This is a genomic window from Euzebya tangerina (genome assembly GCF_003074135.1).
Lineage (GTDB): Bacteria > Actinomycetota > Nitriliruptoria > Euzebyales > Euzebyaceae > Euzebya > Euzebya tangerina.
In genome coordinates, this window is the sequence record NZ_PPDK01000001.1 from 2,150,748 (window position 1) to 2,165,435 (window position 14,688).

Consider the following 14,688-nt stretch of genomic DNA (forward strand, 5'->3'; position numbering starts at 1 on the left):
TCGATGCTCCGGCCGACCCATAGGCTGGAGGCAGTAGCGCCATGACGACCGCTCCCGCACCTTCCCCACCGTCGGCGTCGCGGTCATCCGCGACCCCGCGTGTCTTGGCGATCATCGTTGCCAGTTCAGGCGGCGACTGGCTCCGAGCAGCGCTGCGCACCCTTCGCGCGCAGGGGTATCCGCGCCTGGCAGTCGTCGGCGTGGACAACGCCTCGACCGACGACACGGGCGAGATCATGCGGGAGCGGCTGGGCGCCAGTCGTGTCCTCCGCCTCGACCGCAATCGCGGGTTCGCCCGCGCCGTGTTCGAGGCCCTGCGCGAGTACACGGACGCCAAGGCCGACTACGTCCTGCTGGTCCACGACGACATGGCCCTGATGCCGGACGCCGTGCAGTGGCTGGTCCGAGCCATGGAGGCCGACCCGCGTCTCGCGATCGCCGGCCCGAAGCTGCGGGAGTGGGACGAGGACGCGCTGCTGCAGAGCGTCGGCATGAGCGCCGACGTGTTCGGGCGGGCCGAGCGGCAGTTGGACGACGGCGAGTTGGATCAGGGGCAGCACGACAGTCGGCGGGACACGCTGTACGTCCCCACTGCCGGGATGATGATCCGCGCTGACCTGTTCAACAGGATCGGCGGGTTCGATCCACGGTTCGTGGTGTTCCGAGAGGACATGGACCTGTGCTGGCGGGCGTGGAACACCGGCTCACGGGTCGCGGTGGTGCCGGAGGCCGTCGGCTACCACGTTGCCGCGGCTGCCAACGGGCTGCGCGAGTCGATGGACATGAGCCGGGCTCGATACCTCATCGAGCGCAACACCCTGGCCACGACGATCAAGAACTACTCGCTGCGTCGGTTGGCGTGGCTGCTCCCAGCCGGCTTCGCGTTGGCCGTGATCAGGACGCTTGCCCTCGTCGTCGCCCGGCGGTTCGGTGAGGCCTTCTCGATCATCCGGGCGTACGTCTGGAACATCAGCCAACTCGGTGGGACGCTCACCCGTCGCCGTGTGGTCCAGACGGCCAGGACCCGGACCGACAAGCAGGTCGGCGCCCTGTTCGCCGCCGGCCTCCCTCGTCTGCAGCAGTACTCCGACTCCTTCAACGAGTTGATCGCCGGGACGAACACCTCAGCCCTGATCGACGCGGAGGAGGTGGAGCGCATCGGCATCGACCCGTTGGCGGACCAGCCGTTGCAGCGCTTCCTCCGCGACCGACCCCTGGTCCTCCTCGGCGTCCCGCTGCTGCTGGCGTTCCTGTTCTCGATCGCCCCACTGCTCGGCAGCGGGCCGGTCGTCGGCGGACAGATCACCCCCTGGCCCGACTCGGCCGCCACGTTCCTCCGCAACTACGTCAGCCCCTGGGGAGCCGAGCCGCTCGGCTCAGCGTCGTTCCCCTCACCCATCCAGGCGGTCTTCGGCATCGTCGGGACGGTCCTCGGCGGCAACGCCTGGCTGTCCGGGCGGCTCCTGGTCTTCGGCTTGCTGCCCCTGGCCTTCGTCACGACCCTCCGCGCCGGACGTCTGGTCACGTCACGGCCATGGCCGCGCGTCGTCGGCGCGACCGTCTACGTCCTCTCGCCGGTCGTGCTCGGAACCTTGTCCCGCGGACAGTACGGGCTGCTCGTGGTCGCGGCCCTGTTGCCTGCGGCCGCGTCCCTCACGATCACCACCGCCTCGCCCCAGACCGTCCGAGGCCGGGCGTGGCGCAGCACCGCGCTGCTCGGCCTGACCCTGATGCTGGCCCTGGCCGCGGCACCCATCGACGGGCTGCTCCTGGTCGTCGGCGTTCTCGTGGGCGCGGTCACCGCCGCCCTGCGTGGCTGGTGGCGACCACTGGCTCGGCTGCTGGTCGGGCTGGCCGGAGCCGGCGCGCTGTTGGCACCCTGGTTGCTGGACCTGGCCCGGAACGGCGGCCCCGCCGGCGGCACCCTGGCCAACACCGTGGGACTGCCCGCCACCGAGCCGCTGTCCCCCTGGCGGGCGCTGCTCGGGCAACCCCAGACCGTGGACGGCCTGGATGGCGTGCTCGGGTTCGGGATGCTCCTGCTGCCGGCCGCGGTGTTCATCGGGGTGCTCTTCGTCGGCATGCGCTCCCGCCCGCTGATCACCGGGGCGTTGTGTCTGGCCGTTGCGGTCGCCGGGACGCTGGCCTGGTTGGCGCAGTGGGCCGGCGTGCCGTTGCTCGACACCACCACCCTGCTGCTGCCTGGGGTCCTGGCCCTGGCTGTTCTGGCGACCGTGGTGACGCGATGGTCTGCCGACCTCCTGACCGCCGCTGACTTCGGCGCCAGCCAGGTCGGCGCTGCCGTCGGCGTCTTGGTTGGCATCGGCGGCGTGCTGGCAGGTCTCGGTCTGCTGACGGCTGGTCCGTGGCAGTCCCTGAGCCTGGACCCGACGTTGGTGCCGGCCTTCATCGGGTCAGAGGGTGATGAGGTCGGCCAGTACCGGGTGCTGCTGCTGGACACCGACGATGAGGGCGGCGTCACGTGGGAGATCACCGACGACGACGGCCCGGACATGTCCGAGTACGGGACCATCCGGGATCAGGCGCTCACCGACCTGATCAACGACACCGTCACCCAGATCAGTGATGGTGTCGGCAGCGGTGCGGCCGCCACACTGGGTGTCCTCAACATCCGCTACGTCGTCCTGCTCGAACCCGATCCCACGTTGCAGACCGCGCTGTCGGGCCAGGTTGACCTCGACCCGCTGTCGTCGCAGGCGGCCGTGACATACCAGGTGCGCACGTGGTTGCCCCGGGCCGGAATCCTCGGCCAGCCGCAGGCCGATCGGCTGCTGGCCACCGGTGACCCCGGGCCCACCGGGCCGCTCGACATCACGCTGTCGCAGGTCCGGCCCGGCCGCTACACCACCGACACCCTGGACTCCGACCGCGGCTTGCTGGTCGTCAGCGAGTCGACCTCCTCTGCGTGGCGTGCTGTCGGCGGCGGAGACGAGCTCCAACAGGTCGAGGTGCCGGCCATCAACGCCTTCCGGGTGGAGGAGACCACCTTCAACTTCACCGTTGCGGTCGAGGGTGGCCTGCGGCGCCGGGCCGTGGTCGCGGGCCAGATCCTGGTCGCGCTGATCGTGCTCTCGCTCGCCGTCCGACCGCCCGGCGCCTCGGTCAGGGAGGAGCGCGTGACGTCGATGCCGGCTGACCTGGTCGGACTGGCGGATCAGACCATGGCGCTGCCGAAGATCGACCCCGACCGACCGCCAGCGGGGGCATCATGACCGCCGTCCGGGGACGTAAGCGAGGGAGCGTCCTGCTGCTGCTGGCGATCGGGCTGGCGGCAGCGCTGGTCCTGGGCAGTGCCGTGCTGCCCGACCCGCCCGACCAGGTCGTTCAGGCGGAGACCGGTGAGGTGCAGCGCGCCCGGTCCGGAACGGCCTACTGCCCGATGACCGCCTCGGAGGGCGACACCGCGGCCCTCGAGATCGCCTCGACCTCCGCCGATGAGGACTCCCAGATCACGATCACGCGCTTCATCGACGGCGTGCCGCAGATCGACGAGCCGCGTGTGCTCGAGGCGGGACGGTCCTCGACCCTCGAGATACCGGCAGACCAGCTCTCGACCCCGGTCACGGTCGACTGGTTGGGCGCGCCGGTCCTGGCCCAGTACCGCCTGACCGATGACACCGAGCAGGCGGTCGCAACCTGTCAGACGAGACCCTCCGACCGCTGGTACCTGTCCGGCTTCGACACCAACCGCGGCAACACCTCCACGATCAACCTGTTCAATCCGTTCGAGAGCGACGCCATCGTCACCCTCCGCTTCGGGACCACCGAGGGAGCCGTCGAGTTGATCATCGCCGACGAGTTGTCCGTCCCCTCCGGTGAGGTGGTGGTCACGGACCTAGCGGACTTCCGTCCCGAGACGGCGGACCTGGCGGTCACCGTCCAGGCGCGCACCGGGCGAGTCATCCCGCAGGGACAGATCGTCCGCGGGCCCGCAGGCGAAGGACTCGAGGCCATCACGGGCCGTGCGCTGATCCCGGCCGTGCCCGAGGCCAGCGAGACCCTCTACCTCCCCGAGGCCCAGGTGGACTCGTCAACCGACTCGTGGGTGACCGTCTACAACCCCGAGGACCGAGCGGCAGCCGTCCAGGTCAGCGTCACCACGCCACTTGCCACCACGGCGGCGTCCGTCGGTGAGGTCACCGTCCCCGCTGGTGGCACGACCCGGTTCGACCTCGCCGACCAGTCAGCCCTCCCTCGTATGGGTGTCGCGCTCACCAGTGTCAACGGCGTCCGCCTGGTGGCCACGCGGACGACGGCCCTGATGGAGGGGGAAGCCGGCTCCGACGCCGAGCGGGACGGCGTGTCGATCGCGGCTGCAGCCAACGCCGCTGACGTGGCGTGGACGCTGCCGGGCGCCCGACCACCCGATGGCGTCATCACGATCTTCAACCCGGGCGCCGAGGTGGCCTCAGCACGCCTGAGCACGGCCGGGTCCGCACCCCCGGAGTGGGATGCGGTCTCGATCCCACCGAACGCGGTGGTGGAGCTCCCGCTGCAGGACGCAGCACCGGAGGGGCCCGTGCTGGTCGACGCCGACCGACCGGTGGTGGCGGCCGTGGTGTCGGTGTCGCCGGGCAGCGCGCCTCAGCTGTGGTCGGCGACCGGGACCCCGGTCCGCGAGTTGCTGGGCCCTGATGAGGCCGACCAGGCCAGACGTGATCCCGCCCTGTCCACCCGGCCGGCGACATCCGCGACGGCAACACCCAGCGCGGCTCCGGTGATCGATGACGGCGGCGGCGAGGGTCAGCTCGATCCGCTGGAGTCCAGCCCGACACCCTCGATCGTCCCCGAGCCGACGGTCACGCCGACCTTCTCGCCCGGACCGCTGCCCACGGATGCGCTCCCGACCGATGAGGCGCCGGGGGAGGCCGGAGCCGGTGGCGACGCGCCAACCGGGACACCTGAGCCCGACGAGAGTCCGCCACCGCAACAGCCCGCGCCGGGGGAGGAGGCAACCGAAGAGGGCAACCTCTTCGGCTGACGAATTGCATGAGATCCGAGGAAAACAGCCGACTTGGCCGTACGGTCCCTTGCATGCCGGACATGCGCTCGTGTATCAAGACAGGTTGTCGGTGGCCTGCTGCTGCCACGTTGTCCTATCGCTACGGCACCAGCGAGGTCTGGTTGTCCGACCTCGGTGAGGACCACCCGGCGACCCACGATCTGTGCCCCCACCACGCTGACAACCTCAAGGTGCCGCGAGGGTGGAGCCTGGTCGACGAACGGCAGCCGGCACCGGTCGTCCACGAGCCCTCCGCGGCTGAGATCGTGGAGCGCGTGGCCACGCTCCGTGAGACCGTCGACCGTCGCCTCGAGGAGCAGCTCCCGAAGCCCGAACGCACCTCGCGCTACGCCGATCTGCTCGACGGGCTGCCGACCTACAACCCCGACGGAACCGACCAGCGAGCGGGCAGCGAGGCCGTCACGCAGCCCACGCCCCTGGTGACCGCCGACGAGGACGAGGCAGGCGAGCCCGAATCCGTCGGGGCGGCACCGTCGGTTCGGATGGTCTCCGCCGCCGAGATCTCCCACGGCATGGCCCCGGTGCCCCGCAACCTGCCAGCCCTGGCCACGACGATGCAGCAGACGAGCTCCCACCAGGCGGGGACCCAGCACCGTGGCGCTGCGGACGACGCAGACGGGCCGGCCGTGGTCCTCACGTTGCCGCTGCGCACGGACGGGCCGGTCGACGAGACCCCCACCGACCAGTAGCCGGGGCCGGTCATGGCGCTCCCACGCTGGCTGGTGGAGGAGATCCGTCGTCTCGACGAGCCCCAACTGCGACAGTTGCTGGTGCTCGGGCGTGGACTGCTGGTCACATCGGAGTCGCCCGTGCTGGAGATCGAGGGGCTTCCGGGGATGCCGACCGTCCGCTACCGCCAGAAGCCGGTGAAGTGTGGCAAGCCCACCTGCACTCGGTGCCCCCACGGTCCGTACTGGTACGCCCACTGGGTCGAGGACGGCAGGCGCAGAAGCCGGTACATCGGTGCCGAACTCCCCCCTGACGTCCGTCGGAAGCTTGAGGAGATGGAGACCGAGGTCGCCGAGGAGGGTGCGATCGCGGCCGATGGGACCACCACGGCTGACCCGCGGCCGACGCTCCGCCTCGTCAGAGAGTAACTAGTTAGTCGGTGAGGAAAAGATAGCCCAGGATGCCCATGGGGTTTCGGTGTCGTGCCGCCGATCACTACACCACGTTCCGATCCTCAGAGCACCGAAGGTCAAACCCCCATGACGCGTGACGCCACCTGCCCGACCTGCACATCCACCGACCTCCTCCGCGTGGAATTGAAGCCGCAGGACACCCCGATGATGTTCAACACCTGCCGCGAGTGCGAGAACACCTGGTGGGACGCCGTCGACGCCTCCATCGACCTCACCGACGTGCTCGAGGTCCTGTCCTAGAAACCCTCACGGTCCCTCGACGCCCGGTGTGCTCGCCCCATGCCCGGCGTCGACCCCATTTTGGGCATGATCGCCCGGCAACGGGATGAGCTTGCCGGGGTTCATGATCCCGGCCGGGTCCAACTCCTGCTTGACGGCCCGCAGCAGCGCCGCGCCTCGTTCGCCGATCTCCGCGGTCAGATGGGCACGATGCTCCGTTCCGACGCCGTGGTGATGGGTGATCGTCCCACCCGCTCGGGTGATCGCCGTGCTCGCCGCCTCCTTGATGGTCCGGTACTGCCCCAGCACGTCATCAGCGCGCTCGCGACACAGCCACGTGAAGTACAGCGAACAGCCGCTGTCGTAGAGGTGGCTGACGTGGCAGAGCACCACGCCCGGTCGGCCGCTGTCCGCCATGGCGTGCCGGATCGCACCGCGGACGGCTGAGTAGAGCCGCTCCACGTTGGTATACGTGGTCGCGGTCTCCAGCGTCTCGACCATCACACCACGGTCCATGAGGGCATCGCGGAGGTAGGGGCCGTCGAAGCGTCCCTGCGCCCATGACTGCCCCGGTCGCGAGCCCAGCCGGATCGTGGTGTGCTCGCTCAGCACCCGCGCGGCGGCCGCGCGGCTGAGGGCGATCTGCCGTCGCAGGCCACTCCACCCCAGCAGCAGCAGGCAGCCGTCGCCGTACCCGCGTGTCCGCAGGTACCCCCGGAACAGGCGGCCTGCGCCGCCGTCGGCCTGCTGGGCGAACAGCCGCGTCTCATCAGGGTCGGAGAGCCGACAGACGTCGGGCGCCATTCCCTCCTGCTGGAGGTGGCGGAGCACCTCCAACCCCCGATGGAACGAGCCGACCGCTCGCGCCTCGTAGCGCTCCTCCTCGGGGGCCGGCTGGATCTGCAACGTGGCCTGGGTGATCACCCCGAGCGTGCCCTCGCTGCCGATCAGCAACTGGCGCAGGTCCGGCCCCGCAGCACTCGCTGGCGCACCTCCGGCCACGACGGTTCCCGTCGGCGTGGCCAGACGCACCTGATGGACCAGCTGATCGACACGCCCGTAGCCGGTTGACGCCTGGCCGGCAGATCGGGTTGCCACGTAGCCGCCGATCGAGGCGTAGGCGTAGCTCTGCGGGAAGTGCCCCAGCGTGAACCCGCGACGCCGCAGCTCTGCCTCGGCTGCGGGCCCGCGGACACCCGGTTCGAACGTGGCCAGTCGGCTGGTCTCGTCCACCGCAACCACACGGTCCATGCGGGACAGATCCAGGCTGACCAGCGTCTGCCGGTCCTCACGGCACGGCTCGAGGCCACCGACGACGGACGTCCCCCCGCCGTAGGGGACGATGGCGGCACCGTGGCGTGTGGCCACCTCCAGGACCTGCGTGACCTCGTCGTGGTCCGCGGGGAAGACCACGGCGTCGGGGGCGCCCTCGGCATCACCGTCCCGGCGTCGCCAGAGGTCGGTGTAGCTCTTGCCTCCGGACCGTCGAATCCGAGCGAGGCGGTCCGTGGTCAGATGCGCCGCACCGACGGTCCGTTCGAGGTCGGTTTGCAGGGCGCTGCTCACCGTCGACGGGCGGAGCCGAACCTCGTCCACGGTGACCGGTGTGGTCGTGGCTGCGAGCGTGCCGATCTCGGCCTCCAGCGCCTTCACGACGCGGGGTGTGAGGTCCGGGATGTGGCGTGGATCTCCCCAGCCTCGCCAGCTCATCGGCTGGTCCGGTGGTGCGATGTGTGTCGAGGATGCCGGCATGTGGTCGCTACTGTGCCTCGGGATGCCCGACACCGTCACAGCCCGCCGGACCGGAGAGGTCCCGAGGCCGGTGCCGTCGGCGTTGTCGGCCGCCAGACGGCGGGCCGACCTGGACCGCCTGGGCAACGGCTGGCGGCCGGACGTCCTGGTGATCGGTGCCGGCTTCACCGGCTGCGGGGTGGCGCTCGACGCGGTGACGCGCGGACTGTCGGTGGCCGTCGTCGACGTGGGGGACCTGGGCTCGGGTACGTCCGGCTGGTCGTCCAAGCTGGTCCACGGCGGCCTGCGGTACCTGGCCAGCGGCGACGTGAGGCTGGCCTGGGAGTCCGCGGTGGAGCGTGGTGTGCTGATGGAGCGAACGGCGCCCCACCTGACCAGGGCACTGCCGTTCCTGACCCCGATCGGGGTCGGCGCATCGGTCGCCATGACCGCACTGGTCGGGTTGGGGTATCTGGCGGGGGACGTGCTGCGACTGACCGCCGGGACGGCCGGTCGGACCTTGCCGTCACCTCGGTGGGTCTCCTCGCGTGTGGCACGGCGTCTGGCCCCGACCGTGCGGACGGCCGGAGCGGCCGGCGCACTGGTGAACACCGACGGCCAGGTGGTCGATGACGTCCGGTTGGTGGTTGCGCTGGCCCGCACCGCAGCGGCCTTCGGAGCACGGGTGCTGCCCTACGTCGGCGCGGCAGCGGTCGAGCGGACCCGTGCGGAACTCAGGGATGAGATGACCGGCGAGACGTTCACCGCGACGGCTGGTCGGGTGGTCGTGGCGGCCGGGGTGTGGTCGGACACGCTGGACGACCGGGTTGCCCTGCGGCCGAGTCGTGGTGCTCATCTGGTGATCGACGGCGCAGCGCTGGGACATCCGACAGCCGGCATCACCGCACCGGTGCCGGGCCACCCGACCCGGTTCGTGTTCCTGCTACCCCAGCCCGACGGTCGGGTCTATCTCGGTCTGACCGACGAGGAGGCCGGCGGGCCGATCCCCCGCGAGGCTTCAGTCACGCCGGAGGAGCAGGCGTTCCTGCTGGACGTGGCCGGTGGGGTGCTCACGCGGCCGCTCGCACCCGATGCTGTCCTGGGTGGCTTCGTGGGCTACCGCCCGTTGGTCCAGCCCATCGACGCCTCGGGAGCGCGGGGCAGCACCCCCGATCTGTCCCGCCGGCATCTGGTCGTGGACGACGGGGAGGGGCCCATCACGGTGGTCGGCGGCAAGCTGACGACGTACCGGGCCATGGCCGCCCAGACCGTCGACCGTCTGACCGATCGGCCCGGTCGCACTCGCTCGCAGCCGCTGGTTGGGGCGCTGCCCCGAGCGCGACTGGCCGCCTGGCCGGAGGACCCGTGGTTGGTGGCCCGCTACGGGGCAGAGGCGTCGGTCCTGTCGAGCATGATGCGCGACGAGCCCTCCCTGGCCGAACCCGTCGTACCGGGACTGCCCTACCGCAGAGCGGAGTTCCGGTTCGCCGTCGACCGCGAGGGGGCACTCACCGTCGACGACCTCGTCGACCGGCGAACCCGCCTGGGGTTGGTCCGCGCGGACCGTGTGCTGGCCGCCCCGGTGGCGGCGTCGTTCGTGCCGTGAGGGTCACTGCACGCGAACGGACATCGTTCCGGTCCGGCCGTCCACGATGGTGCTCTCCAGGACGTACTCCCCGCTGATCGGCAGGGTGAGCGGGTCGCTGACGTTCGTGGTTCCCTGGCCGGTGCAGTCGCTGAACCCGTTGTTGAGCTGCCCCACTCGAGCGCCGGTGGGGCTTCGCAGTTCGACGTCGACGCACACCTCGCCCTGGGCATCGGTTGAGGTGAGCCCGGAGTAGCTGATCGCCACGGTCTGTCCCTCGGCGCCCGTGAACGTCCCGCGGTGGAGCAGCCCCGGCCGATCGACGGTGACCGGGATGGGCGTGCCGAGCGTCAGCGGCTCGTTGACGACGGGTGTGACGTGCAGGTCCAGGTCGGCGCGTCCGCCGAAGGCCATCGCCGCCTCGACCACGTAGGTGCCGTCGGTCGGCAGGACGACAGCATCGGTCAGGCCCTGGGACGGACTCTGTTCGGTGCAGTGGGTGAAGCCATTGGTCATCTGTGCGATCACGCTGTTGTCCAGCGGCGTTCGCAGCCGGATCTCGGTGCAGACGCCGCGGTCCACGTCGTCGGGGACGAAGTTGCGATAGCCGATGGAGACCTGGTCGTTCTCCTGTCCCTCGAACACCGTTCGATGGACCTCGCCGGGCCGGCTGACCGACACCGGTACCGCTGGGTCGCCGGGCTGGATCTCGACCTCGGGCGCCCCCGTCACGAAGACCTCGAGGGTCGCGGAGAGACCGTCCGCGATGGAGGTCTGCAGGTTGTAGGTGCCGCCCGCCCCGAGGAGGATCGACGACACGGAGCCGGCAGCGGCGTTCGGTCGATCGCTGCAGTGGGAGAAGCCGTTGGTCAGCGCGGCGATCTCCCGGCCGTCGGGATCGGTCAGGATCATCTCCACGCAGACCGTCGTCTCGGAGTCGGCGGCGATCAGGTCGCGGTAGCCGATGCCGATCCGCTCACCCGGTAGCGCATCGAAGGTGATCCGGTCGACATCATCGCTCGTCAGCGACAGGGCCACTGGACCGATGTCCTCGAACGGCGTGGTGGGCGTCGGCGGCAGTCCCGCCGTGACCCGGGTCTCCTCGCAGAGCGAGGCGACGATCGCACAGGTCAGGACCGGGCTTGCAGCCGGGTCGCCACCCACACCGCCATCCAGGAAGGCCTGGGTCGGCGCGGGGATCCGGCCGTCCTGCGCCAGCACGATCGGCGCGTCGAAGGCGGCGGCGTGGGAGGCGAGCGCAAACCCACTGGCCCAGGCGTTCTCACCCTCGCCCTGGGTGATGATGACCCGCTCGGCATCTGCCGCGCTCTCATCACCCGCGATCTTGGCGATCTCGATGGCGGTCTCGTCCCGCGAGTTACCGGCAACGCGTTCGACGGCGATGCCCATGCCGGCAAGCTGGTCGGTGACTGCTGCGCTGACGGCGGCGGTCCCGCCCATGACGAGCACCGTCGTGATGTTCGAACCCGACAGGTAGTCGGCCGTCGCCCGGGTCAGCGTCTCGGTCTGCGTGAGCAGGATGGGCAGCTTCTGGCGCGCGGCGACACCCCCGGCGGCCAGCGTGTCGGCGAAGCCCTGTGACTCCGGTCCGCCGGGGGCCGGAAACGCCCGTGCCAGCATGGCGGTGGTTGCGCCCGCGGCATCGGTGGCCGCCACGTCGATGGCCGTCTCGAACCGGGAACCCCCCTCCCGTCGCTCGACCTCCAGGCCCTGACCCGACAACTCCGCCTCCACAGCGGCCGACACCGCCGCGGTGCCACCGAGGATCACCGCACGAGTTGCGCCCAGATCCGTGATCTGCTGGGTGACGCTGGCCGGGATCGGCCCATCGGTCGGGACCATCAGCAGCGGCGCGGTGTCCTGCAGGTAGCCCGACGCCAGGGCATCGGCGAAGCGGTCGTCCCGGGTGATGAGGACCGTCTCACTGGTGGTGAACGTCTCCTCGGCGATCGTGACCGCGATGTCGATGTTGGTCGGCTGCTGCTCGTCCTCCACCAGGGCCAGCGTGTCCCCAGCCCGTGTCTCCTCACCGGCCTGCGCACGCGATCCCGGCAGCAACGCCGCCACGAGCGCGAGGAGGAGGATGGGTGGAAGGAGGGTGAGGCGTGCGGCCGATCCCGCTGCGGTGTGTGATGTCCCCATGGGCGTGTAGCACACCAGACGGCGCGTCCAGATCCAAGCCGACGTTGGGGAACCGGTAGGATCCCGCCGCGTGGAAGCCCTGATGACGCAGATCGTGAAGGCCTACGACGTTCGCGGGACCGTGCCGGACCAGCTGAACTCCGACGTCTGCCTCGCCCTCGGCCGCGCCGCCGCAGTGGAGCTCGGTGGCCCCGAGATCGTCGTGGCTCGTGACATGCGGCCGTCCGGTGTGGAGCTGGCGGACGCCTTCATGCGTGGCGTCCGGATGCACGGGGTCGGTACGGTCGACCTGGGCCTCGGCTCCACCGACCTGCTGTACTACGCGTCGGGCTCACTCGACCTCCCCGGGGTCATGTTCACGGCCAGCCACAACCCCGCTGGCTACAACGGGATGAAGTTCTGCCGGGCCGGTGCCGCGCCGGTGTCCACCAACACCGGGCTGCTGGCCATGCGCGACCGGGCGGCCAGTGGAGCATTGGCTGCACCGGCCAGGCGACCCGGCTCGCACCGCACCATCGATGACATGGTCGGTCGGTTCGCCGAGCACGTCCGATCCTTCATCGACGTCGCCCAGATGAGCCCGCTCCGAGTCGCCGTCGATGCTGGGAACGGGATGGCCGGTCTGATGGTGCCGGCCGTGTTCGAGAGCCTGCCGATCGACCTGGTGCCGCTGTACTTCGAGTTGGACGGCACGTTCCCGAACCACCCGGCCAACCCGCTCGAGCCGGAGAACCTCCGTGATCTGCAGGCGCGCGTGGTGGCCGAGGGATGCGACATCGGCCTGGCCTTCGACGGCGACGCCGACCGGATGTTCTGCGTCGACGAGCAGGGGAGGGCGGTGTCCCCCTCGATCGTGACGGCCATGATCAGCGAGTCGCTGCTGGCGGCCGACCCCGGGGCCACGATCCTGTTCAACGTGATCTGCTCGCGGATCGTCCCCGAGACGATCGAGCGTGCCGGCGGCGTCGGGGTCCGGACCCGTGTCGGCCACAGCTTCATCAAGGAGGTCATGGCCGAGACCGGTGCGATCTTCGGTGGCGAGCACTCGGCGCACTACTACTTCAGGGACAACTACCGGGCCGACTCCGGTCTCATCGCCGCCGTCATCCTGCTCGAGATTCTCGCCCGGTCAGCCCAGCCCTTCTCCGCCCTGGCCGCCCCCTACGACGTCTACGCCGCGTCAGGCGAGATCAACTCGACGGTGCCCGATACCGATGCCGCGATGAATGCGGTCCGGGCCGACTTCGCTGCTGAGGCCGAGATCGCGGACCGTGACGGGCTGCTGGTGGAGGCCGACACGTGGTGGTTCAACCTGCGCCCCTCGAACACCGAGCCGTTCCTGCGCCTCAACGTCGAGGCGGAGGACCCTGCCATCATGGCAGCGGTCCGCGACCGCGTACTGTCCATCATCCGGTAAGACGTCCATCCGAGAGAGAGCACCCCACATGGCTGTCCCCAAAGACCTGGTCGAACTGCTGCGCTGCCCGTGCGACACCCACTCCGAGATCGAGTACAAGGAGCGGCGCCAGGTGATCCTGTGCAACGAGTGCACTGCGGTCTTCCCCGTCCGCGACAACATCCCGGTGATGCTGCTGGACGAGGCGAAGCCGCCGCGTGGTCAGCAGGAGATCACCACCGGCGACGGCACCATCATCCGCAGCAAGTAGGACTGTTGTGACTGACACCGCATCTGCACTTCGGGAACGCCTCGGCGACCGGCAGCCGACCGTCATGATGACCCTCGGGTCGGGGCTCGGATCCCTGGCCGATGGTGTGGAGGACCGCCTCGAGATCCCCTTCGCCGACGTCGGACTGCCCGACACCTCGGTGCCCGGACACGCCGGGAAGTTCGTCTCGGGGACGATCGACGGCGTCCAGGTACTGGTCCAGCAGGGGCGGGTGCACCTCTACGAGGGGCTGGGCGTCGACCGGGTCGTGGCTGCCGTGCTCGCCGCGGCGGAGATCGGGGTTGGTACCTATGTCGTCACGAACGCCGCGGGGGGGTTGGCTGACACCTTCGACCCCGGCGACCTCATGGTCATCGCCGACCACATCAACCTGAGCGGTCACAACGCACTGACCGGGCGGGTGCCGCCACTGTTCCTGGACCAGTCCAACGCCTACGACGCGGACCTGCGGGCCTCCTTCGAGGCGACCGCCAAGGACCTCGGCGTGTCGTTGCAGCGCGGGGTGTACGTCGGCCTGGCGGGGCCCACCTACGAGACACCGGCCGAGGTGATGATGCTCCGCGTCGTGGGCGGGCACGCCGTCGGGATGTCCACCGTCAACGAGGTGATCGCCGCCAACGCCGAGGGCATGCGGGTGATGGGCTGCTCCCTGATCACCAATGTCCACCGGTTGGGGGGCACCCCGACCGATCACGAGGAAGTGATGCGGGAGGGCAAGGCTGCAGGTCCCCGCCTCGCCGGCGTGCTGAAGGCCTGGCTGCCGACGCTCTGAGCGGCGGACCGGGCTCGCGGGAGGGCGGGTACCATCTGCCGCCGACATGGCCGACCTCCTGACCGACCTCGACGCGCTGTTGCAGAGCCGCAAGCGCGAGCAGCCGGCTGACTCCTACTCCGTCTCCCTGATCACCGATCCGGTCGTGGCGCAGCGCAAGATCATGGAGGAGGCCTTCGAGGTCTGCCTGGAGCTCGGTGCCGCGGAGGTGGATCAGGACCGGACGGCGTCCGAGGCCGCCGACCTGGTCTTCCACCTGATGGCGGGGCTCACCGGCGCCGGGGTGAGGTGGGAACAGGTCCTGGCCCATCTGGCCCGTCGCCGCCGCTGAGCCCGACGTCGAC

The 14,688-nt window shown here is 70.2% G+C and carries 12 protein-coding genes; 10 read left to right on the forward strand and 2 right to left on the reverse strand.

Going from position 1 to position 14,688, the window contains the following annotated elements; genetic code table 11:
• Positions 1 to 41: 41 nt before the first annotated feature.
• The 5 genes from C1746_RS09875 to C1746_RS22010 all read left to right on the forward strand — a co-directional run bounded on the left by C1746_RS09875 (position 42) and on the right by C1746_RS22010 (position 6,426).
• On the forward strand, positions 42 to 3,233 hold the full coding sequence (locus C1746_RS09875) for a glycosyltransferase family 2 protein (protein WP_116714433.1): 3,192 nt from the start codon (positions 42 to 44) through the stop codon (positions 3,231 to 3,233).
• Positions 3,230 to 5,002 carry a DUF5719 family protein gene (locus C1746_RS09880; protein WP_116714434.1) on the forward strand — a complete coding sequence of 591 codons (1,773 nt, stop codon included), beginning with the start codon at positions 3,230 to 3,232 and terminating at the stop codon, positions 5,000 to 5,002. Before C1746_RS09875 ends, C1746_RS09880 begins: the two co-directional genes overlap by 4 nt.
• 53 nt (positions 5,003 to 5,055) lie before the next feature.
• Positions 5,056 to 5,733 carry a DUF3499 family protein gene (locus tag C1746_RS09885; RefSeq protein ID WP_162867589.1) on the forward strand — a complete coding sequence of 226 codons (678 nt, stop codon included), beginning with the start codon at positions 5,056 to 5,058 and terminating at the stop codon, positions 5,731 to 5,733.
• 12 nt (positions 5,734 to 5,745) lie between these two features.
• Positions 5,746 to 6,141, forward strand: a complete 396-nt coding sequence (locus tag C1746_RS09890) for a DUF6788 family protein (protein ID WP_116714436.1) — start codon at positions 5,746 to 5,748, stop codon at positions 6,139 to 6,141.
• Between the two features lie 111 nt (positions 6,142 to 6,252).
• The gene (locus C1746_RS22010) at positions 6,253 to 6,426 is read left to right on the forward strand and encodes a hypothetical protein (RefSeq protein WP_162867590.1); all 174 of its coding nucleotides are present in this window, start codon (positions 6,253 to 6,255) and stop codon (positions 6,424 to 6,426) included.
• 6 nt (positions 6,427 to 6,432) lie between these two features.
• On the opposite strand, the gene C1746_RS09895 is transcribed toward C1746_RS22010, so the two are convergent.
• On the reverse strand, positions 6,433 to 8,157 hold the full coding sequence (locus C1746_RS09895; RefSeq protein WP_205711797.1) for an FAD-binding oxidoreductase: 1,725 nt from the start codon (positions 8,155 to 8,157) through the stop codon (positions 6,433 to 6,435).
• Between the two features lie 22 nt (positions 8,158 to 8,179).
• Here C1746_RS09895 and C1746_RS09900 point away from each other — a divergent pair, with 22 nt between their 5' ends.
• A complete protein-coding gene (locus tag C1746_RS09900) occupies positions 8,180 to 9,742 on the forward strand; it encodes a glycerol-3-phosphate dehydrogenase/oxidase (RefSeq protein WP_116715658.1) in 1,563 nt (520 codons plus the stop codon).
• Positions 9,743 to 9,745: 3 nt separating this feature from the next.
• Here C1746_RS09900 and C1746_RS09905 read toward each other — a convergent pair whose 3' ends face one another.
• Positions 9,746 to 11,884: a cell wall-binding repeat-containing protein gene (locus tag C1746_RS09905; RefSeq protein WP_116714437.1), complete on the reverse strand. Its 2,139-nt coding sequence runs from the start codon at positions 11,882 to 11,884 to the stop codon at positions 9,746 to 9,748.
• A gap of 82 nt (positions 11,885 to 11,966) precedes the next feature.
• Between C1746_RS09905 and C1746_RS09910 the strand changes: the two genes are divergently transcribed.
• From C1746_RS09910 to hisE, 4 genes are read left to right on the forward strand one after another with little or no spacing between them, the layout of a single operon-like run.
• The gene (locus C1746_RS09910; protein ID WP_116715659.1) at positions 11,967 to 13,301 is read left to right on the forward strand and encodes a phosphohexomutase domain-containing protein; all 1,335 of its coding nucleotides are present in this window, start codon (positions 11,967 to 11,969) and stop codon (positions 13,299 to 13,301) included.
• A 28-nt stretch (positions 13,302 to 13,329) separates the two neighbouring features.
• On the forward strand, positions 13,330 to 13,551 hold the full coding sequence (locus C1746_RS09915; RefSeq protein ID WP_116714438.1) for a Trm112 family protein: 222 nt from the start codon (positions 13,330 to 13,332) through the stop codon (positions 13,549 to 13,551).
• 7 nt (positions 13,552 to 13,558) lie between these two features.
• Positions 13,559 to 14,344 (forward strand): purine-nucleoside phosphorylase, encoded by a 786-nt coding sequence (locus tag C1746_RS09920; protein WP_162867591.1) that lies wholly within the window; start codon positions 13,559 to 13,561, stop codon positions 14,342 to 14,344.
• 46 nt (positions 14,345 to 14,390) lie between these two features.
• Positions 14,391 to 14,675 (forward strand): phosphoribosyl-ATP diphosphatase, encoded by a 285-nt coding sequence (hisE, locus tag C1746_RS09925; RefSeq protein WP_116714440.1) that lies wholly within the window; start codon positions 14,391 to 14,393, stop codon positions 14,673 to 14,675.
• The last annotated feature ends 13 nt before the right edge of the window (positions 14,676 to 14,688 follow it).